Annotated in this window: 19 protein-coding genes, 1 tRNA gene and 1 pseudogene; 18 read left to right on the forward strand and 3 right to left on the reverse strand. The window is 62.1% G+C overall.

Annotated features, from left to right (window positions below; genetic code table 11):
• Nucleotides 1-179 precede the first annotated feature (179 nt).
• The 8 genes from pgaA (at nucleotide 180) to AABM54_RS00925 (ending at nucleotide 9,886) form a co-directional block, all read left to right on the forward strand.
• The gene (gene pgaA / locus AABM54_RS00890) at nucleotides 180-2,645 is read left to right on the forward strand and encodes a poly-beta-1,6 N-acetyl-D-glucosamine export porin PgaA (protein ID WP_347903123.1); all 2,466 of its coding nucleotides are present in this window, start codon (nucleotides 180-182) and stop codon (nucleotides 2,643-2,645) included.
• A gap of 12 nt (nucleotides 2,646-2,657) precedes the next feature.
• Nucleotides 2,658-4,655 carry a poly-beta-1,6-N-acetyl-D-glucosamine N-deacetylase PgaB gene (gene pgaB / locus AABM54_RS00895; protein ID WP_347903124.1) on the forward strand — a complete coding sequence of 666 codons (1,998 nt, stop codon included), beginning with the start codon at nucleotides 2,658-2,660 and terminating at the stop codon, nucleotides 4,653-4,655.
• A 3-nt stretch (nucleotides 4,656-4,658) separates the two neighbouring features.
• A complete protein-coding gene (gene pgaC, locus AABM54_RS00900; RefSeq protein WP_347903125.1) occupies nucleotides 4,659-6,005 on the forward strand; it encodes a poly-beta-1,6-N-acetyl-D-glucosamine synthase in 1,347 nt (448 codons plus the stop codon).
• Nucleotides 6,002-6,490, forward strand: a complete 489-nt coding sequence (gene pgaD / locus AABM54_RS00905) for a poly-beta-1,6-N-acetyl-D-glucosamine biosynthesis protein PgaD (RefSeq protein ID WP_347903127.1) — start codon at nucleotides 6,002-6,004, stop codon at nucleotides 6,488-6,490. The genes pgaC and pgaD overlap by 4 nt, the downstream gene beginning before the upstream one ends.
• Before the next feature lie 95 nt (nucleotides 6,491-6,585).
• The gene (locus AABM54_RS00910) at nucleotides 6,586-8,331 is read left to right on the forward strand and encodes a VWA domain-containing protein (RefSeq protein WP_347903128.1); all 1,746 of its coding nucleotides are present in this window, start codon (nucleotides 6,586-6,588) and stop codon (nucleotides 8,329-8,331) included.
• 16 nt (nucleotides 8,332-8,347) lie between these two features.
• On the forward strand, nucleotides 8,348-8,941 hold the full coding sequence (locus AABM54_RS00915; RefSeq protein WP_347906113.1) for an RNA polymerase sigma factor: 594 nt from the start codon (nucleotides 8,348-8,350) through the stop codon (nucleotides 8,939-8,941).
• Nucleotides 8,938-9,597, forward strand: a complete 660-nt coding sequence (locus AABM54_RS00920; RefSeq protein WP_347903129.1) for a hypothetical protein — start codon at nucleotides 8,938-8,940, stop codon at nucleotides 9,595-9,597. Before AABM54_RS00915 ends, AABM54_RS00920 begins: the two co-directional genes overlap by 4 nt.
• 82 nt (nucleotides 9,598-9,679) lie before the next feature.
• Nucleotides 9,680-9,886, forward strand: coding sequence for a hypothetical protein (locus AABM54_RS00925; protein WP_347903131.1), 207 nt, complete (start codon nucleotides 9,680-9,682; stop codon nucleotides 9,884-9,886).
• Here AABM54_RS00925 and AABM54_RS00930 read toward each other — a convergent pair.
• Complete coding sequence (locus tag AABM54_RS00930; protein ID WP_347903133.1) at nucleotides 9,846-10,691, reverse strand: hypothetical protein; 846 nt, start codon at nucleotides 10,689-10,691, stop codon at nucleotides 9,846-9,848. The two genes, AABM54_RS00925 and AABM54_RS00930, sit on opposite strands and share 41 nt — an antisense overlap.
• Before the next feature lie 97 nt (nucleotides 10,692-10,788).
• A tRNA-Arg gene (locus AABM54_RS00935) sits at nucleotides 10,789-10,865 on the reverse strand.
• Nucleotides 10,866-11,129: 264 nt separating this feature from the next.
• Here AABM54_RS00935 and AABM54_RS00940 point away from each other — a divergent pair.
• The 10 genes and pseudogenes from AABM54_RS00940 (at nucleotide 11,130) to AABM54_RS00985 (ending at nucleotide 19,495) form a co-directional block, all read left to right on the forward strand.
• Entirely contained in the window at nucleotides 11,130-11,828 is a 699-nt protein-coding gene (locus AABM54_RS00940; RefSeq protein ID WP_347903134.1) for a Crp/Fnr family transcriptional regulator, read from the forward strand.
• A gap of 86 nt (nucleotides 11,829-11,914) precedes the next feature.
• Nucleotides 11,915-12,457, forward strand: coding sequence for a sigma-70 family RNA polymerase sigma factor (locus AABM54_RS00945; protein WP_347903136.1), 543 nt, complete (start codon nucleotides 11,915-11,917; stop codon nucleotides 12,455-12,457).
• 121 nt (nucleotides 12,458-12,578) lie between these two features.
• Nucleotides 12,579-12,809: a RebB family R body protein gene (locus AABM54_RS00950; protein WP_347903138.1), complete on the forward strand. Its 231-nt coding sequence runs from the start codon at nucleotides 12,579-12,581 to the stop codon at nucleotides 12,807-12,809.
• A 150-nt stretch (nucleotides 12,810-12,959) separates the two neighbouring features.
• Nucleotides 12,960-13,473 (forward strand): annotated as a pseudogene (locus tag AABM54_RS00955) (hypothetical protein); the annotation flags it as partial.
• Nucleotides 13,474-13,485: 12 nt separating this feature from the next.
• Nucleotides 13,486-13,971 (forward strand): hypothetical protein, encoded by a 486-nt coding sequence (locus AABM54_RS00960; RefSeq protein WP_347903139.1) that lies wholly within the window; start codon nucleotides 13,486-13,488, stop codon nucleotides 13,969-13,971.
• A gap of 103 nt (nucleotides 13,972-14,074) precedes the next feature.
• Entirely contained in the window at nucleotides 14,075-14,392 is a 318-nt protein-coding gene (locus tag AABM54_RS00965) for a RebB family R body protein (protein WP_347903141.1), read from the forward strand.
• Between the two features lie 59 nt (nucleotides 14,393-14,451).
• Nucleotides 14,452-14,769 carry a RebB family R body protein gene (locus AABM54_RS00970; RefSeq protein WP_347903142.1) on the forward strand — a complete coding sequence of 106 codons (318 nt, stop codon included), beginning with the start codon at nucleotides 14,452-14,454 and terminating at the stop codon, nucleotides 14,767-14,769.
• Between the two features lie 479 nt (nucleotides 14,770-15,248).
• Entirely contained in the window at nucleotides 15,249-16,691 is a 1,443-nt protein-coding gene (gene gabD, locus AABM54_RS00975; RefSeq protein WP_347903144.1) for an NADP-dependent succinate-semialdehyde dehydrogenase, read from the forward strand.
• A 172-nt stretch (nucleotides 16,692-16,863) separates the two neighbouring features.
• Entirely contained in the window at nucleotides 16,864-18,141 is a 1,278-nt protein-coding gene (gene gabT, locus AABM54_RS00980) for a 4-aminobutyrate--2-oxoglutarate transaminase (RefSeq protein WP_347903146.1), read from the forward strand.
• A gap of 139 nt (nucleotides 18,142-18,280) precedes the next feature.
• Nucleotides 18,281-19,495: a response regulator gene (locus AABM54_RS00985; protein WP_347903148.1), complete on the forward strand. Its 1,215-nt coding sequence runs from the start codon at nucleotides 18,281-18,283 to the stop codon at nucleotides 19,493-19,495.
• Between the two features lie 146 nt (nucleotides 19,496-19,641).
• Here the strand turns inward: AABM54_RS00985 and AABM54_RS00990 are convergent, their stop codons facing one another.
• Nucleotides 19,642-20,631 carry a sensor domain-containing diguanylate cyclase gene (locus AABM54_RS00990; protein ID WP_347903150.1) on the reverse strand — a complete coding sequence of 330 codons (990 nt, stop codon included), beginning with the start codon at nucleotides 20,629-20,631 and terminating at the stop codon, nucleotides 19,642-19,644.
• Between the last annotated feature and the right edge of the window lie 123 nt (nucleotides 20,632-20,754).

Genomic DNA, 20,754 nt, shown 5'->3' on the forward strand with positions numbered 1-20,754 from the left:
CTGGGCGTTTTGCTTTGTAGGACGAATCTGAAGAAATATGCGGATTCGTCTTTTGCCTGATAGCGACATGGAAGACTGCTCAACAGGAAAGCTTGGCTGGGTCACAGGGCACCGGCCGCCTGATGTGTAGTACTCAGGGGAACCCATCGCTCCAGCTCTCCTCGTAAGGAAGCTGACGAATGTTGCGTACCTTTCACCCCCATTTCCGGCCCATTGTTCGCATGGCGTTGTGCAGCCAATTGCTCTGGCCCGGGTTTGCCCTGGCCGACACGGCCTACGACAACGCAGTGCGCCAGGCACGCGCCGGCAACTACGCCCCCGCGCTGACCACCCTGCGTCAGGTGCCCGGCGGCCGGGTGACTACCGCCCAACTCAGTGACCACCTGCAAATCGCCAGTTGGGCCGGACTCGACGCCGAAGTGGTCGAGGTCTATGAAGCCCAGGGCGCTGGCCGCTCTTTGCCGGTTCAGGCACTGACCGCCACCGCGCGCGCTTACCGCAACCTTCAACGCTGGGACGCGGCCATCGCGCTGTACCAGAAGGCTTTGGCCCGTGAGCCGTCTAACGCAGACCTGCAATTGGGCCTGGCGATGACGCAGGCCGATTCGGGCAAGCCAGCCGAGGCGGTCAGCCGTGCCCGGGCGTTGGTGGCGGCCAGGCCGGATGACCCGGCCCGACGCTTGGCGCTGGGCTACGCCTTGACCCGTTCCGGGGCCACTTACGATGCGTTGTTTGAATATGACCAGGCGTTCGTGCGTGCCGGGAAGTCGCCGGAAATCGCCCGCGAATACCTGTTTGCGTTGCAACGGGCGCGGTTGCCGGAACCGGCGTTGCGCTTGGCGCAACAACGTCCGGGGTTGATCGACCCAGGCGTGCAACGGCGTCTGGAAGGCGACGTGGCCGCCGAGCGGGTACGCCTCGCAGAGCTGGCGACGCGCAGCGAGAAAGAGCGCTATTTGATCGCCGACCGTGCGTTGGTCGACTACGACCAATTGCTCGCAACCTGGACGCCGGTTTCGCAGGCCCACGACGATGTGCTGCGCTGGCGCATCGACCGGATGGGCGCGCTCAAGGCCCGCACGCGCACCGCTGAAGTCATCGCCGAGTACCAGAAGCTGACAGCCGAAGGCGTGGTCATTCCGACCTACGCCCGGCGTTGGGTGGCGTCGGCGTATCTGGACCGACGCCAGCCAGAAGTGGCCGTCGACCTGTATCGCCAGGTGTTGGCGGCACCGGACGCCGATGTCGGTGATCGTCTGGAAGACAGCACCGCGCTGTATTACGCGCTGCTCGAAAGCGATCAACCGCTGGAGGCCCGCAAACTGGCCGACAGCCTGGCCCTGAGCCAGAAGCCTCGCGTCGAGCTCAAGGGTTTGCCGGTGGGCAATCCCAATGACGAATGGATCGACGCCCAGCAACTCGCCGCGCAGGCCGGCACCTATGGCGCCGATTTACCGGGCGCGGAGCAACGGCTCGCGACGCTGGTCGGGCAAGCGCCGGGCAACCTCGGCTTACGCGTGGCTCAGGCCGATTTGTACCTGGCGCGGGACTGGCCACGGCGCGCGGAAAACCTGCTCAAGGAAGTCGAGAGCGCCGCGCCGCGAGACATCGGCCTGGAAGTCGCCCAAGGGCACACCGCTCAGGATTTGCAGGAGTGGCGCCAGCTCGACGCGCTGACCGACGACGTGGTGGCGCGCTTCCCGGAGAACCGTCAGGTGCAGCGGTTGCAGCGCCAGCGTGAGGTTCACGACATGGCCGAGCTGCGCGTGTCGACCTACGGCGGCAAGAGTTACGGCGGTGGCAGCGGCGGCGCGGGCGCGGTCAGTGGCAGCCGTGATTTTGGCATCGAAACCCTGCTTTACAGCCCACCCATCGACGAGGACTGGCGCCTGTTCGGTGGCGCCGGTTATGCCACTGGCGACTTCCAGGAAGGCACCGGCCGGCATCGCTGGCAACGCCTGGGTGTCGAGCGGCGGACCCGCGACATGACCCTCGAAGCCGAAGTCTCCAATCACTCCTACGGCCATGGCGACAAACAAGGTGCGCGGTTGGCGCTGGCCCGTGACATCGACGATCACTGGCAGTACGGCGCAAGCCTGGACTACCTGTCGGCCAACACCCCGTTGCGCGCCTTGAACAGTGACATCACCGCCAATGGCGGCAGCGGCTTCATTCGCTGGCGGGCCAATGAAAGCCGCGAATGGAAACTGGCCCTGAGCCCCTCGCACTTCAGCGACGGCAACAACCGCCTCGAAGCGTTGCTGACCGGTCGCGAAGGCGTGTACAGCGCGCCGGGCCTGCAGGTCGACCTCGGGCTGGAAGTTGGCAGCAGTCGCAACAGCAAAGAAGACACGCCGTACTTCAACCCCAAGTCGGACTTCAGCGTACTGCCGACGGTGAGCGTCAATCATGTGTTGTACCACCGCTACGAAACGGTCTGGAGCCAGCAGTTCCAGGCGGGTGCGGGAACGTACAGCCAGCGTGATTACGGCACCGGTGCGGTCGGCCTGCTCAGTTATGGCCAGCGTGTCATGTGGAACGACGTGTTCGAGGCCGGTGCCGTGTTGAGCTGGCTCAACCGCCCGTATGACGGCGACCGCGAAAGCGATCTGCGCCTGCTCATCGACCTCACCTACCGCTTTTAGAAGAGTGTGATCATGCCTGCCATTACCCGCTGCATTCTGCTGCTCGGCGTCATGCTGCTCAGTGCCTGCGCCCAGCAAGCGCCGGCCTTTGTGCCGCCGTCCCAGCGCCCGCTGCCGCTCAACGAACAACCCTGGCCGAAGAACCACGTGCTGGGAATCGCCTACCACGATGTCGAGGACCGTGACCCCGATCAGGCGGTGGTCGCGGTGCGCACCGAGCGTCTGCTGGAACAACTCGCCTGGCTGCGTGAAAACAACTATCGGCCAGTGACCGTCGACCAGATCATGGCCGCCCGTCGGGGTGGGCCCGAGTTGCCGGCCAAAGCCGTGCTGCTGAGTTTCGACGATGGCTATTCGAGCTTTTACACCCGCGTCATGCCGGTGCTGCGCGCCTACCATTGGCCCGCGCTGCTGGCGCCGGTCGGCAGCTGGATCGACACGCCGCTCAACCAACCGGTGGATTTCGCCGGCACGCCGCGCCCGCGTTCGGACTTCCTGACGTGGCAGCAAATTCGCGAGATTTCCCGCTCCGGGCTGGTGGAAATCGCCGCCCACACGGACGCCAATCACAAAGGTGTGCTGGCCAACCCGCAGGGTAATCTGCAACCGGCCGCGGCCACCCGTCGTTACGACGCCGCGACCGGCCGGTACGAAACCGAAGCCCAATTCCAGGCGCGTCTGCGCAGTGACGTCACCGCCATTTCAGAGAAAGTCCGCGCGGCCACCGGCACCGCGCCACGGGTCTGGGTGTGGCCGTACGGCGCGGCGGACGGCACGGCGTTGCAGGTGGTCGGTGAGCAGGGCTACGAGATGGCGCTGACCCTCGACGACGGCCTCGACAGCCTGAACAACCTGATGAGCAGCCCGCGCTTTCTGGTGGCGTCCGACCCGGACGGCGAGCATTTCGCCAACAGCATCGTCGCGGTGCAGGCCACAACGGCGATGCGCGTGGTGCATGTCGACCTGGACAACGTCTACGACCCTGACCCGGTGCAGCAGGACGCCAACCTCGGCAAGCTGATCCAGCGTATGGCCGACATGGGCGCCAACACCGTGTTCCTCCAAGCCTTCGCCGATCCGAAGGGTGATGGCCTGGTGCGCTCGCTGTACTTCCCCAACCGCCACTTGCCAGTGCGCGCCGACCTGTTCGACCGCGTGGCCTGGCAGTTGCGCACCCGCGCCCACGTCAAGGTGTACGCCTGGATGCCGGTGCTCAGTTTCGCCCTCGACCCGACATTGCCACGGGTCAGCCGCTGGGACCCGGCGACGGGGCAGGTGTCGGTGGACCCCGGGCAATATCAACGGCTGTCGCCGTTCGACCCGAACGTGCGGCGGATCATCGGTGAGCTGTATGAAGACGTGGCGCGCCTGACGTCGGTCGACGGCATCCTCTACCACGACGACGCACTGCTCTCGGACTTCGAAGACGCCAGCCCCGAAGCCTTGCGGGTGTACGCCGCCAACGGTCTGCCAGGCTCGATGGCCGCGTTGCGCGCCGACCCGGCGACGATGCAGCGCTGGAGCCGCTTCAAGAGCCGCTACCTGATCGACTTCACCCATGAGCTGACCGCCAAGGTCCGGGCCATTCGCGGGCCGCAGGTGGAAACCGCACGCAACCTGTTCGCCGAACCAATGCTCAACCCCCACAGCGAAGCCTGGTTTGCGCAGAACCTCGACGACTTCCTGGGCGCCTACACCTGGACCGCGCCAATGGCCATGCCGTTGATGGAAGGCCAGACCCGCGAGCAATCCGGTGCCTGGCTCGAAGCCTTGGTGGCGACGCTCAAATCCCGGCCCGGCGCGCTTGAGCGCACCGTATTCGAACTGCAGGCCCGCGACTGGGCGAGCCAACCGGCGTCGGCGGTCGACGGCGCGCAACTGGCGGACTGGATGGGCCGACTCAAGCGCCAGGGTGCGACCAGTTTCGGTTACTACCCGGACAATTTCCTCGAGAACCAGCCCGACCTGAACACCGTGCGTTCGGCGCTCTCCAACAAGTGGAATCCATAAATCATGCTGGACCGACTGCTGGCTCTGCTCGTTCTGTTGATTGTGCTCGGTGTGCCGCTGGGGGTGATTTTCCTGCTCACCGGCCAAGTGCTGATGGACTTCGTGTTCTTTTATCCGCTGTTCATGTCCGGCCTGTGGATTGCCGGTGGCCTGTACTTCTGGCTGCACTGGGAGCGCCACTGGCCTTGGGCGGCGGACACTCCGGCGCCGGTATTGGCCGGTGAGCCGCTGATCTCGATTCTGGTGCCTTGCTACAACGAGGGCGACAACGCCGCCGACACGATCAGCGCGGCGCTGGCGCAGAACTACCCGAACCTGGAAGTGATCGCCATCAACGATGGCTCCAGCGACAACACCGCCGCCGTGCTCGACGCCCTGGCCGCCACCGAACCCCGGTTGCGCGTGCTGCACCTGGCCGAGAACCAGGGCAAGGCCGTGGCCCTGCGGATGGGCGCAGTAGCGGCGCGCAGCAACTACCTGGTGTGCATCGACGGCGATGCGTTGCTGGCGCCGGACGCAGCGGCTTATCTGGTGGCGCCGATGCTCGACAATTCACGGGTGGGCGCGGTCACCGGCAACCCACGAATTCGCACGCGTTCCACGTTGGTGGGCCGGGTCCAGGTCGGGGAATTCTCGTCGATTATCGGCTTGATCAAACGCACGCAGCGGGTGTTTGGACGGATCTTCACCGTCTCGGGCGTCGTGGTCGCCTTCCGCCGCGCCGCGCTGGACCGGGTGGGCTACTGGAGCCCGGACATGATCACCGAAGACATCGACATCAGTTGGAAACTGCAACTGGACCACTGGAGCATTTTTTACGAGCCCCGTGCGTTGTGCTGGATCCTCATGCCGGAAACCCTCGGCGGGTTGTGGAAGCAGCGTTTGCGTTGGGCCCAGGGCGGCGCGGAGGTGTTGTTCAAGAACATTCGCGGGATCTGGCAATGGCGCCATCGCTACCTGTGGCCGCTGCTGTTCGAGTACTGCCTGTCCACCGGTTGGGCGTTCACCTTCCTGCTGTCGGTGATCTTCTGGGCCATGGGTAAGTTCGTCGATATGCCGGCCGCCATCGCCGTCGAACATCTGGTGCCCCCGGCCTTCACCGGGCTGGTGCTGGCGATGGTCTGTCTGTTGCAGTTTGCCGTGAGCATCCTGATCGACCGGCGCTACGAGCGTGACCTGTGGAAAACCCTGTTCTGGGTGGTCTGGTATCCGCTGGTGTTCTGGCTGGTCAGCCTGTTCACGACGCTGGTCAGTTTCCCCAAAGTACTGTTCCGCCAACACCAGAAACGTGCCCGTTGGGTCAGCCCCGACCGAGGCATCAAACCGTCTGCCGAGGAGAGCAATCCATGAAAATCATTCGAACCCGTCAACGTCCGGTCCTGCGTCTGGTGGACACGTTGCTCACGGTGCTGGCCTGGGGCGGATTGGTGTTTCTACTGGTACAAGGGCTGGTGCCGATGCTTGAAACCCACGGCGGGCCGCGCCTCGATGCGCCGATTTTCGCGGCGCTCAACACCCTGCAAATCTACCTCTACGTGGGCTTGTTCAACGCCGGGCTGTTGATTCTCTGGGCGCGCTATCAACAACGTCGCGGCCTGCATTTTGCCCGGCGCCGGGTGTACTCGCCGGTGTTGAGCGACGATGGCCTGAGCGAAAGCTTCAACCTCACCGAGGACCGCTTGCAACGCCTGCGCCTGCCCGGCGTGCTGGTGATTCACAATGATCAGGAGGGTGGCTTGAGCGAGGTCAGTGCGCATCGCTCTCACGCCGAATCGTTGCTGTCGGCACCGCGTGCCCAGCGGCCGGAGTTGGTGCTGGTGCGCAACACCGGTTAATCGCGTTCAAATTTTTTTGAGTCGCCTTAACCCGAATCGCCCAGGCTGTCCGTCTCAGTGGAGGAATGGATCATTTCTCCACGAGGTCAGCTCCCATGTCCCTTCCTCTGCACATTCTTCGCCCGGCCGCCCAGGGTTTTGCCGCCGGTTTGCTGTTGGCCATGGCGGGCTGCGGCGTGTCATCGACCCCGGATGCCGCGGCGCCGCCAGCGCAGGGCGCGCTGCACGCCGAGTCGAAGCCCGCAGCCTCCGAGCCCGAGGTGGTCGAGATGGCCGATGCGCCAATGACCAAGCGCAGCCTGCGTGCGCAGCCGGCACCTGCCGCATCGTATGCGCCGGTCGTTCAGGGCGAGGCGTTTGCGGCAGGTTATCGGGACGAACAGCGCGAGCAGTATCAAGCGCTGGCGGACAACCCGATTCATAGCGTCGCCGAGACGCCGGTGTCGACCTTCAGCGCCGACGTCGACACCGGCGCTTACGCCAACGTGCGACGTCTGCTCAATCAGGGTCGCTTGCCGCCCGAAGGCGCGGTGCGCCTGGAAGAAATGGTCAATTACTTTCCCTACGCCTACGCGTTGCCCACGGACGGCTCGCCGTTTGGCGTGACCACCGAACTGGCGCCATCGCCCTGGAACCCGCATACCCGCTTGTTGCGCATTGGTATCAAGGCCAGTGATCGGGCGGTGGCGGACCTGGCGCCGGCCAACCTGGTGTTCCTGGTGGACGTGTCGGGTTCGATGGACCGTCGCGAAGGCCTGCCGCTGGTGCAAAGCACGCTGAAGCTGCTGGTCGACCAGTTGCGTGAGCAGGACCGGGTGTCGCTGGTGGTGTATGCCGGGGAATCACGGGTGGTGCTGGCGCCGACATCCGGGCGCGACAAGGCAACCATCCGCCGGGCTATCGATCAGTTGAGTGCGGGCGGCTCGACGGCCGGTGCGTCCGGGATCGAGCTGGCGTATCAACAGGCTCAACAGGCCTTCATCCCCAACGGCATCAACCGAATCCTGCTGGCCACCGACGGTGATTTCAACGTCGGCATCAGCGACTTCGACAGCCTCAAGCAAATGGCCGCGGACAAGCGCAAGACCGGTATTTCCCTGACCACATTGGGGTTTGGCGTGGACAACTACAATGAACACCTGATGGAACAACTGGCCGATGCTGGCGACGGTAACTACGCCTACATCGATACCCTGCGCGAGGCCCGAAAAGTGCTGGTGGATCAGCTCGGCTCGACCCTCGCGGTGGTGGCCAGGAACGTCAAGTTGCAGGTGGAATTCAACCCGGCGCAGGTCAGCGAGTACCGTTTGCTGGGTTATGAAAACCGTGCGTTGAAGCGCGAAGACTTCAGTAACGACAAGGTCGACGCTGGGGAAATCGGCGCCGGGCACAGCGTCACCGCGTTGTACGAAATCGTGCCCAAGGGCCAGCCGGGCTGGCTTGAACCATTGCGCTACACCAACGGCCAGGCGCATGAGGCGTCCGGTAAAACAGAGGAATTGGCGATGCTGCGTGTGCGGTATCAAGCACCGGAGGGTGGCAGCAGTCGTTTGATTGAGCGGCCGATTGGCACCACGGTCGGAACCTTGGCCAGTGCCAGTGATGACCTGCGGTTCGCCGCCGCCGTGGCTGCCTTTTCGCAACAACTCAAGGACGGGCGCTACACCGGCGCGTTCGGCTTCAAGGACACACTGGCGCTGGCCCGTGGCGCCCGGGGCGATGATCCGTTCGGCCTGCGCGGTGAATTCGTGCAACTGGTCGAACTGGCGCAGAGCCTGCAAACTCCAGCACCGAACCTGGGTGAGCGCGCCACCTCATCGGTTGAGTCACGGCTTGAATAGCGCCAAGGAGTCCACTATCGACAGCTCTGCCACCACGGCGTCCGGTGTCGACACCGCCAGCAGCGATGAAACGCTGCTGGCGCGCTATCGCGCTGGCGACGGTCCGGCCTTCGAGGTTTTGTACCAGCGTCATCGCCGGGGCTTGTACGGTTTTTTGCTGGGGGTGAGCGGCAAGGCCGAATCGGCGGAGGAGGTTTACCAGGACACCTGGCTAAGCCTGATCCGCAGCACCACTCAACCCGAGGGACGGGCGAACTTTCGGACCTGGCTGTACCAGATCGCCCGTCATCGCCTGATCGACTACTGGCGCAAGCACGGCATTCGCTATCCGCTGCACGACAGCTACGACGAGCAACTTCACAGCGTGCTCGATGACACCGCCAGCCCGGAGCAGTTGCTCAGCCTGAGTCGCGATAGCGAGCGTCTTGAAGCCGCGTTGCAGGCGCTGCCGGCCGATCAGCGTGAAGTGTTTCTGCTGCGCGTTCATGGTGAGCTTGATCTGCCGCAGATCGCCACTCTGACCGAAACGCCACTGGAAACGGTCAAGAGCCGTTTGCGTTACGCCCAGCAAAAACTGCGTCGGCTGCTGGCCGAGGAGGTAATCACATGACTGACGCCCGTCACACACCGGACCGCGAAGACGACGATCTGCTCAAGCACGTTCGCCAGCACCGAACCGCAGAGCCGCCGGCCAGCCTGGATGCGTTGATCCTGGCCACCGCCCGTCGCGAAACGCCCGTGCCCAAGCCCGGCTTGTGGCAACGCTGGTTGCACGCGTGCCAACGGCCGCGTTGGCAAGTCGCTTTCGCGAGCCTCACGGGTGTCGCGTTGATGCTGGTGATGGTCCAGCGTTCGCCTGAACCGCCGCAGCCTTACGAGTTCGCACCAGAGGCCACACGTTCTGCGCCGCCGGCCGCCAAGCGTGAGGCTGCTGAAATGGCGTCGCCCCCGGCACCGAGCGCCCCCGCTGGCGCGTTGTCAGCCCCCGCACCGGCCGCGCCGGTGGCCAGTTTCGCGCAGCCGGCACAGCGTGAGTCGATCAGCGCCGAGTACGAGAAAAAGGCTGCCGAACCCATGGCTGACGAAGTGCACGTCAGCAAGCGCGCAGCGGCACCGCTCGCAACGCTGGATCAAGGGTTGCGCGAGGTATTGCGCCTGCGTGAGGCCGGCCAGACCCAAGCGGCGGACGCCCGGTTGGCGGCCTTGCACAAACGGTTTCCCAAGGAGGACCTGGAGGCCCGGCTGGAGGCTTTGCGCACGCCATAAAGTCGATTGCGTTCAACGCATTGGTGTCGGTCGTGCAAAGCGAGCATTATCAACACCATTGCTGATGCGAAGGAGACTAAACGTGACGCAACGAGTCGACCGCATTGCCCAACTCCTCAATTGCCCACGCAAGGGTGAGGAAATTCGCCAGGCCATTGCGCAAAGTCGCAAAGAGGCCAACGCGGCGCAGGAAGAAGACGAAGCCCCCGCCGAGCCACCTTCGGCGGGTAAGCCCGAGGCTGAGCACCCTATTTTGCCGAGCGAAAACCCTGCACCCCGCACAGGCTGACATGGAGCGCGACACACTCGATCACACAGTCGAAACCGATTTCCAGCCGCAGGTGATACCCGGGCTTGAGCGGTGTCAGGCAGACTTTGACCCGGCCGCTGAAATCGGTGCCGTGCATCTCCATTTCGCTGATTTCTTCAATCGACACGTCGAACGTGCAGTGGGTCAGCGGATCACTGGCGGGCCAGCTCGAGGGCAGGCAGCGCAACAGGTTCAACGAACCCTCGAGGTGCAGCTTCAATCGCCCCTCGTGAAACACCGGCCCTTGGGTGTACGGCTCTTGAGGCGTGGAAGCGTGCCCGAAGACCTCCTTCCAGCTCTGCGGGTTGTCCACACTGAACAGCCAGTCGTAGCCACCGCGATCACGCGCAGGTATCTCTCGGCAGGTAGCCAGAGAGGGCAGGTTGGCGCGGATCAGATCGTCGCGCCACACGTCCCTGGCCGTCGCCAGGTACAGCTCGAACAATCCCCGAGAGTTGTTGATCGACTGCCAGCCCTTGGGCCAGGACGGGTATTCGTAGATGTCGAACCCATCCTTCTCTTCGTCGATGTCCCATACGTCGTCGAAATCGGTGTCGGGGTCCGCGAGGGCCAGCTCCAGAAATTCGAACCGGGCCTGACGATGCCGGAAAGTTTCCCGAGGTTCAGGCATCAGGCAATGCTGGCGGAGCAGTTGCTCAAGTTCGACCGGGTCATTCGGGTTGTAGGCGCTCAGGAGGGTTTCATGGGTTTCCTGAAAGAAACAGCTCACCAACAACCGCAGCGTTGGCGTGAATGGCTGAGTACCGTAGGGGCAATGCAACATGGGACCTCCTGTCCTGATCGGCAGACAATGGCCGGACTTTCCCGGCAGCCACAAAAAAGCCTCAGGCCGTAAGACCTGAGGCTTTCTCGTTGAATCATGGTGCACCAGGCGGGATTCGAACCCACGACCCCTGCCTTCGGAGGGCAGTACTCTATCCAGCTGAGCTACTGGTGCATGTGCGGGCGACATCATACCCATGTCGGTTCGGGCCGTCCATGCCGGTTTTTTGAGCGATTTGATTCCCCTGCCTGTCCCGTCACCTTCTTGCGGCGCGGTTGAAGCGTTGTCCGCCGATTCCGGCGCGAGCGCTTCACAACTGTCGCCGGTGAACGTCCCTTTGTTTGCTTTGCTCCATGGGTCGTGGCGCTCTAATTTGCTGCGCATTTGCGCGCAGATCTCTGACGTTCACGGCGCGTCAATGCAATCAAAGGATCAGTGATGCTCGATATTCCTCGGCGACAGCGATTGGTGGGACGTTCGGATCTGTTTCAAGGTATGCCCGAGCCGCTCATTCAGTATGTGGCCACGCATTGCATTGAGCGCTCGCTCGGTGACCGGGATGTGTTGTTCCTCAAGCAGGACACGCTGGAGTTCCTGGCGTTGGTGGTGGAGGGGCGGGTCTATTCGATGGTGCATGGGCCGGACGGACGCGAGCAGATTGTGGGCACTACCGAAGTCGGGCAGGTGGTGGGCGAGTCGGCGCTGATTGACGGGCATGCGCGGGAAACCTCTGCCTATGCCTGCGGCCCGACCCGGATCCTGCTGTTGGGGCGGCGACACTTCTCGGTGTTGTGCGCCGAGCCTTTGTTCGTGCGCCGGCTTCTGGCGCTGTTGATGAGACGCCTGCAAAGCGTCATGGAATTGCTGGAGATGGTCTGCCTGTATCGGCTGGAGTCGCGGCTGGCGCGTTTTCTGTTGGCCAACATGGAGGATGACGATCTGAGTGTCGCCACGTTGCCCAGCGTGCTGATGCCGCAGAACCAGGGGGTCCTGGCCTCGATGCTCAACACCAGTCGGCCCAAGCTCAATGTCCAGTTGCAACTGTGGCGCCGGTTGGGGCTGATCAGCAGTCAGCGCGACCGGATCGTGATCAACGACATCGACCATTTGCGGCGCAAAGCCTGTGCGCTGAATTAGTTGTAGGAGTGTTCCCAAAGTAACAGCGAAGGAAAAAACCGCGCCACAGACTGCCAGCTCATCTAGGACGCACAGGGAGTGCTGGCATGGAGGGTTCTATTCGCGCGGGTGTGCAGGTTGCGGTGATCGACCAACTGTTCGAAGCGAGTTGGCGAGCGGTTTACCCCGAGCTCAAGCGCCGGGCCAGGCACCGGGCCAAGGGCAATATGGAACATGCCCAGGAATGGCTGTCTGCCACGGCGATCAAGGCCCTGCTGTTCTTCAGGCGTTCTCCGGAACGCATCAGGGACCCGCAGGGTTTTCTGTTTCTGGTTCTCGATCATGTGTTTTTCGACAGTTGTCGACGCACGTTGCGCGAGGGGCGTTTTTTCGATCATTCAATCGATCTCGAGCAGGATCACCAAGCCATCCTGGCCGCCCCCTGTGTCTCGGTCCTTGAGCAGACCGAGCTGTTTGAGCGCCTGACCCAGGTCCATCGGGTGGTGGCGAAACTGCCACTGACTCAACAGCGCCTGTTCGAAATGAAATTTGTCGAAGACCTTCCCTACCCGGAAATCGCCGCCGTGCTGGGGATCACGTTGCCTCTGGTGCGCAAGCGCGTGCAGATGTTGCGTGCGGCGTTGCGTTGAACGAAGCGGGTTGTTTCACAGCCAGGCCTCTGGCGCGTTCTAGTTCTGTGAGCAACCGCTGCTGACGAATGTGTCCACCACCACCGCGCCCGCTGTGGTGCTTTCGATCAAGGAGAGATGTATGACGGATCAGACGGTCAATTCCCAGATAACCGACGCCGTAACCCAGACCAACGTCAAGGTGGTGGCCGAGGCGCCGGCGCAAGCCATCGCTTCGCTGTACCAGGTGGCGAGCCATTCCGCGGGGTTGTCTTTGCAGAACGCGGTCAACAGTCAACAGGCCCTTAACCAGATTTCCAATGCGGTGATCTCCAAGGCGGTCACGCTGATCATGAAGATTGGTGGTGAGTAGGTCTGATGGCAAGGGAGATCCGCCATGTTCTGGTTCAAACGAAAACCTCCGGTCCTCACCGATCAGTCATCAAGCCCCGAGAAACCTGCCGGCGAGCCTGGAAAGCAGGCTGACGGGCCGGAGTCGGGACCCGAGACGGCTCAGGCATCGCGCTCGATCATGAGCGTGATGAACGAGCATCTGATCAAGCAAGTGAACACCCCGGCCACGGATTCCACCGCGGCGCTGAACCAGCAGATCGTTCAGGCGGTGCAATTCACCAATTCCCAGACCCTCAGCTATGCCCCGGCGCAGATCGCCATTGCGCCGGACATGATGATCGGCCAGGGCCGCCGGCCTGGTCGCGCAGTCGGCAGCGGGGTACTTCGACGGTGTCAGCAAGCTGGCGCTGGCGGCCCAAGCGGTATTGATCAAGGAAATGACCAAGAACATCGCCCTGGAGAAATACACGGCCGCTGAAAAGGACGCCGAGGGCGCGTTTGTCACCGACCTGCTGGTGGCGGCCGCGGCGGCTGTGAGCGCCGCCGCAGGCGCCATGGAGGGGGCGGGTGCCGCCGCCGCGATCGAAATGATCGACAAAAGCCTCTCCACGTACAGCGACAGCGTGGCGAAACATGCTACGCGTGCCGCCTCCGGCCACGACACTGCCAACCCTGCACCGTAAAAGGAGTCGCCGATGAGCAAGGAAAACGAAAGTCCCATGGCGAGCATTCACCGGTTCGCCGAGCTATTCATGAAGCGCCCGCTGTCCCACGCCGAACGGCAAGTGCTGGAGGCGTTTGTGCAGGACAAGCCGCAGACGTTTGCCCAGGCGGCGCAACGGAGTATCGATCAGGTGCGCGAACAGACCGTCAGGCTGATCGAGGCCGACGAACAACGCACGAATGCGGTGATCGATCAGTTTCGAACCAGTGAAAACATACTCAAACATACCCCGCAAACACGCGAAGAATTGATAAAGCAGTTGTTAACGGCCCTTGAAGAACCGCCTCAGCCTTCCATCTTGACGGTGGAGGATGCGGACTTTAAGGCGCTGTTGATGGACTTGATACGCCAGGAAGTTAAAAGCGCCATGGAAGAGCAGATGAAGAACCTGGTTCAGCAGGTCGAGTCAACGCTGGCGCGGCTTAATGACCAGGGCGTGACGGCGGCCAGCAACTAAGTAACTGCCGATGAACTGCACGATTGAATATTCACATCCGCTGTTTTACGACGTTCATTTAATAACACGGAATGCACCGTGTAATAACAAAGGAAGTTAACTCATGGCAACTACCGTAAGTGAGCAAATCACCGACGCGGTCACCCAGACCAACGTCAAGGTCGTCGCTGAAGCGCCGGCCATGGCAATGGGGACCATCTATCAATCCATGGCCCATTCCATCGGCATCCTGTTCCAAAACTCGGTGTCGGCGCAGCAACAGCAAAACACCCTGGCCCAGGCCGCGGCGAACCAAGGCGTAATGCAGATCTACAGCGTGGACACCGGCGCTGCCGGGGCCGCCACGGAAAAAGTCAGCCAGGGCGGCATCGCCGACAACTTGTCCAGCCTCTTGGCCGTCATGAAGTCCTTTCAGAGTTGATTGATTGAAACCCTGAATCGCTTGCGTAACACCTTTGTCTCATACATGGAGTTTGACTAATGACCACTGTAAGCCCGCAAATCACCGATGCCGTTACCCAAACCAACGTCAAGGTCGTCGCTGAAGCACCGGCGATGTCACTTGGCACCGTCTATCAATCGATGGGGCATTCCACCAGCATCCTGTTCCAGAACGCCGTGTCGGCGCAGCAACAGCAAAACACCCTGGCACAGGCCGCGGCCAACCAGGGCGTGATGCAGATCTACAGCGTCGACACCGGCGCTGCCGCCGCGACCACGGAAAAAATCAGCCAGGGCGGTGTGGCCGACAACCTCACCAGCCTGCTGAGCGTGCTCAAGTCCTTCTCCCCGTCTTGAGTCGCTGAACCGCTGGAACGCCCCCTGACAACGCCCCTGCGCCTGACGGCCCAGGGGCGTTGTCGTGAGTGACGTTGATCAGATAACTTCTGCAAATGCGGCGTTTTCGTTCTTTTTTTCGAACAGCCTATTGTCCTTTACCCCCTTTGATCCTAGGATTCGTTTGAGATTTCAAACGCTCTTGTCTGGGTGCTGAACCGCACGTGTTTCAACCAGTGCGCTATTTATGTGCTTCGGTCCTGTGAATGATTTCCCTGACGGCAGCCCGTCAGATGAGGTGAAAACGACTGCGCTCGGTAATCCTGCGTTAAAAACAGGCTCGGACTGCTCATTTACAAACACGTAAACTCCGCGTCCTCGCCTGTTTTTGCCTTGTCTTACCTTCGCTCGCTACGTTTTCACCTCACCTGCCTGAGGCGCCTTTTTTATAATTAACAATTCGCCCCGCGCTTGCGCGGTGCTGTTAAGGAAAAGCCCACATGCAGCTCAAAGACACCCAGTTGTTCCGCCAGCAAGCCTACATTGATGGCGCTTGGGTCGATGCGGACAATGGTCAGACGATCAAGGTCAACAACCCGGCAACGGGTGAAATTCTGGGCACTGTGCCGAAAATGGGCGCTGCCGAAACCCGCCGTGCCATCGAAGCCGCCGACAAGGCCCTGCCGGCCTGGCGTTCGCTGACCGCCAAAGAGCGCGCGAACAAGCTGCGTCGCTGGTTTGAACTGTTGATCGAAAACCAGGACGACCTCGGTCGCCTGATGACCCTCGAGCAGGGCAAGCCACTGGCCGAAGCCAAGGGCGAAATCGTTTACGCCGCGTCCTTCATCGAGTGGTTCGCCGAAGAAGCCAAGCGCATCTACGGTGACGTGATCCCGGGCCACCAGCCAGACAAGCGCCTGATCGTGATCAAGCAGCCAATCGGCGTGACCGCAGCGATCACCCCGTGGAACTTCCCGGCCGCCATGATCACCCGTAAAGCCGGCCCGGCCCTGGCCGCCGGTTGCACCATGGTGATCAAGCCTGCTTCGCAAACCCCGTTCTCGGCCCTGGCCCTGGTTGAACTGGCGCACCGTGCCGGTATCCCGAAAGGCGTGCTGAGCGTGGTCACCGGCAGCGCCGGCGACATCGGCGGCGAGCTGACCAGCAACCCGATCGTGCGCAAACTGTCCTTCACCGGCTCGACCGAAATCGGTCGCCAACTGATGGCCGAATGCGCCAAGGACATCAAGAAAGTCTCCCTGGAACTGGGCGGCAACGCACCGTTTATCGTGTTCGACGACGCGGACCTGGATAAGGCCGTCGAAGGCGCGATCATTTCCAAGTACCGCAACAACGGCCAGACCTGCGTCTGCGCCAACCGCCTGTACATTCAGGATGGCATCTACGACGTCTTCGCCGAGAAACTCAAGGCTGCCGTGGCCAAGCTCAAGATCGGCAACGGTCTGGAAGACGGCACCACCACCGGTCCCCTGATCGACGAAAAAGCTGTGGCCAAGGTCCAGGAACACATCGCCGATGCCCTGAGCAAAGGCGCAACGTTGCTGGCCGGTGGCAAGCCGATGGAAGGCAACTTCTTCGAGCCGACCATCCTGATCAACGTGCCGAAAAACGCCGCCGTGGCGAAGGAAGAAACCTTCGGCCCACTGGCGCCGCTGTTCCGCTTCAAAGACGAAGCCGAAGTGATCGCGATGTCCAACGACACCGAATTCGGTCTGGCCTCGTACTTCTATGCCCGCGACCTGGGCCGTGTGTTCCGCGTGGCTGAAGCCCTGGAATACGGCATGGTCGGCGTCAACACCGGGTTGATCTCCAACGAAGTCGCGCCGTTTGGCGGCATCAAGGCCTCGGGCCTGGGCCGTGAAGGCTCCAAGTACGGGATCGAGGATTACCTGGAAATCAAATACCTCTGCCTGGGCATCTGATCGGGTAGTGTGTGCAGCGGACGGGGCACGAGAGCGATGCCCCATCTGCTTGTAAGGACGATTTTTCTCTGTGGCCGGGAAAGCTGTGGCAGTCGATCATCGCATGCTGCCGTAGTTGCCTCCCGCCATGAACTCCTTGAGCTACGCCGCCCTGAGCGGCGAATGAGGACATATGAGCAAAACCAATGCTTCTTTGATGAAACGCCGCGAAGCCGCTGTACCCCGCGGTGTTGGCCAGATTCACCCGATCTTCGCCGATTCTGCGAAGAACGCCACCGTGACCGACGTTGAAGGTCGCGAGTTCATCGACTTCGCTGGCGGCATTGCCGTGCTGAACACCGGTCACCTGCACCCGAAAATCATCGCGGCCGTGACCGAGCAACTGAACAAGCTGACCCACACCTGCTTCCAGGTGCTGGCGTACGAGCCGTACGTTGAACTGTGCGAGAAAGTGAACGCCAAGGTTCCGGGTGATTTCGCCAAGAAAACCCTGCTGGTGACCACCGGTTCCGAAGCCGTGGAAAACGCCGTGAAAATCGCCCGCGCCGCCACTGGCCGTGCCGGCGTGATCGCGTTCACCGGTGCGTACCACGGTCGCACCATGATGACCCTGGGCCTGACCGGTAAAGTCGTGCCTTACTCGGCCGGCATGGGCCTGATGCCGGGCGGCATCTTCCGCGCGCTGTTCCCGAACGAACTGCACGGCGTGAGCATCGACGACTCCATCGCCAGCATCGAACGCATCTTCAAGAACGACGCCGAGCCGCGTGATATCGCGGCCATCATCATCGAGCCAGTTCAGGGCGAAGGTGGTTTCTACGTCGCGCCTAAAGAGTTCATGAAGCGCCTGCGTGCCTTGTGCGACCAGCACGGCATCCTGATGATCGCTGACGAAGTGCAGACCGGCGCAGGCCGTACCGGCACCTTCTTCGCCATGGAACAGATGGGCGTTGCCGCCGACCTGACCACTTTCGCCAAATCCATCGCCGGCGGCTTCCCGCTGGCCGGTGTGTGCGGCAAGGCCGAATACATGGACGCCATCGCCCCAGGCGGCTTGGGCGGCACTTACGCCGGTAGCCCGATCGCGTGCGCCGCGGCATTGGCCGTGATGGAAGTGTTTGAAGAAGAACACCTGCTGGACCGCTGCAAAGCGGTCGGCGAGCGTCTGGTGACCGGCCTCAAGGCGATTCAGGCCAAGTACCCGGTAATCGGTGAAGTGCGTGCCCTGGGCGCGATGATCGCGGTAGAGCTGTTCGAAAACGGCGACAGCCACAAGCCTAACGCTCCTGCGGTGGCTGCTGTTGTGGCCAAGGCGCGTGAAAAGGGCCTGATCCTGCTGTCGTGCGGCACTTACGGCAACGTGCTGCGCGTACTGGTGCCGTTGACGTCGCCGGACGAGCAACTGGACAAAGGCCTGGCGATCATCGAAGAGTGCTTCTCCGAGCTGTGATCCGCCGAGTGTGACCTGATCGACAAAAAACCCGCTTCGGCGGGTTTTTTTCGTCTTATGAAACCTATCGGGGGCGATGGCACTGTATCGAAGTGCCAGCATTGTCTAAGGTGCAAGCATTGCCCTCGGAGCGTGCTGCATGACTGCTGTTGATTTACCCGCTGTGCCACGAGTGCTGATCGCAGAGGCCGACCCTTGGTCCCGCGACTTGCTCAAACAGGTGTTGTTGAACGTGCGTTGCGACGCTCGGCTGGATCTGTGCGCAGACGGTCAACAAGCACTGGACCTGCTGGGCGAGCATCCTTATGACCTGGTGATCGCCGATTGGGAACTGCCCGGTGTCGATGGCCTGAGCGTGCTGCGCAGTGTGCGCCAGCGACGGCGAAACCCGGTGTTGCCGTTCATTCTGATGAGCAGTCGCAATGACAGCGCCAGCGTGCGCGAAGCCTTGCCACTGGCGCCGACGGCGTACCTGACCAAACCCCTGAACATGGAAAGCCTGACCCAGCGTTTGCAGGACTTGCTGCTGAATGCGGGGGAGTCGGTGTCCTGCGACGTCCCGACGCTGGCGCCTGGCATGACCTTGTCGACATTCCTGGAGCGACGCCGCGAACTGGCGGACGGCGCGCCGTTGCTGACGGACGTGCAACTGGCGGTCAAGCGCAGCCTGAACCCCAATGGCCTGGACCTGAAACTGCTGGAAGAGGAAGTCCGCACTGACCCACAGGTCACTGCGGTGCTGATCGCCGCAGCCAACAGCGCTGCGCAGCATCACGGCAGCGCGGTGCAAACCCTGTCTCAGGCGTTGCAACGGTTGGGCACCGGGCAAAGCATGAATCTGATACTGGGCCTCACCCTCAAGCGCAGCGCGCGCCTGCGCGAGCCATGCCTGGCTGATTACGCCGAACGTTACTGGGAGTTGTCGCTGCGCACTGCCGAATACGGCCGAACCCTGGCGCGCTTGTTGGACCTGGATCAGGAACGCTGTTATTGCGCCGGCATGCTGCACCGTTTGGGCGACCTGGCGCTGCTGCGCTGTTTGCAGGAATGGAAGCAGGCTGGCGGTGAGCTGGACGAGTGGGAAGAGGTTGGCGATGCGCTGGAAGAGTTTGGTGCGGCTTACGGATCGGCACTGCGCACGCGCTGGCGCTTGCCGCTGGAGTTGCGTGAGCTGATTGCGGCGGTCTATCAGCTTGGGGGCGGGGTTTACTCCCGTGAAGCGCTGGTGATGAACATGGCCGGGCAACTGGCGCGGTTGACCGAGCATGAGGGCATTGAGGAACTGGCGAAGTGCCGGACGGCGCGATTGCTCAAGATCGGGTTGCCGGAACTGATGCGCTTGCGCAAAAAGTAGACCGATCCGTCCCTGTAGAAACGGTTTCTGTGGCGAGGGAGCTTGCACCCGCTGGGTCGCGAAGCGGCCCCAAAAAATGGGCCTGCTGCGCAGTCCAACGGGGGCAAGCCCCCTCGCCACAGGTATTGAGTTCAGCCGGAAAATCGTCAGGCGGAGATGATGCGGTTCTTGCCCTGGCGTTTGGCTTCATACATCGCTGCGTCGGCGCGGGCGAACAGGCTGTCGAGGGTTTCGTCGTCGGCGGTGAGGCTGGTCAGGCCCTGGCTGACGGTGATGCCGAACGTCTGGTCGTCGTGGCTGAAGCCCAGGCGCTGGATTTCCCGTTGCAGCCGTTCGGCTACGTGCAGGGCCATGTCCGGCGCACAGCCGGGGAACACGGCGGCGAATTCCTCGCCGCCGATCCGCCCAAACAGATCACCTCGACGCAGCGCCGCCCGGCCGCATTCGGCGATCCGTTGCAGCACGTTGTCGCCTTCCGGGTGGCCGTAGGTGTCGTTGATGCTTTTGAAGTCATCGATGTCCAGCAACAGGAACGCCAGCGGCGAGCCTTGTTGGCGTGCCTGTTCGAACTCGCGGTTGGCGCATTCGAAGAAGTGTCGACGGTTGCTGCTCTGAGTCAGCGCATCGGTGGTGGCCAGGCGTTGCAGCTCGGCTTCCAGTTGCTTCTTTTCGGTGATGTCTTCGGCAATGCCGACCACGATCACCGGTTGGCCAGGCTCGGCCTGGCGGTTGATGAAGCACTTGTCGCTGAGCCAGCGCACCTGGCCGTCAGCGGCGATAATCCGATATTCGCGGTCTTCCACGGCACCTTTTTCCAGCACCTCGGCCAGGCTGCGTTCGGCGTAGTCCAGGTCGTCGGGGTAAATGCTGTCACGCCATTCGTGGTAATCGGCCAGCAGTAAACCGGCGCAGCGGCCGAAAATCCGTTCATAGGCCGGGCTCACATACAGCACTTGCCGGGTTTCCCAATTGAAAGCCCAGAGCACAGCGTTGACGCTGACCAGCAACGAACTGAACAACTGTTCGCGTTCGCTCAGGCGCGCCACTTCGCCTTGGGCGTGCATCAACGCCATCAGGGTTTGCGCGGCTTCTGGCCACTGGGGGAGGGATGAGTCTATTAGGCTTTTATTGACCATCGGCACAACTCTCAAAGGGCGTTCGCCGCTTAAAGATTCGACAGCGGCCACAGTAAAGCCCGCCAGGATGGCGAAGTGCTCTTTGAGATAGGGGATTTGAAGCTTAGTTCCCGCTTTTTGTGG

The sequence above is a fragment of the Pseudomonas purpurea genome (assembly GCF_039908635.1).
Classification (GTDB): domain Bacteria; phylum Pseudomonadota; class Gammaproteobacteria; order Pseudomonadales; family Pseudomonadaceae; genus Aquipseudomonas; species Aquipseudomonas purpurea.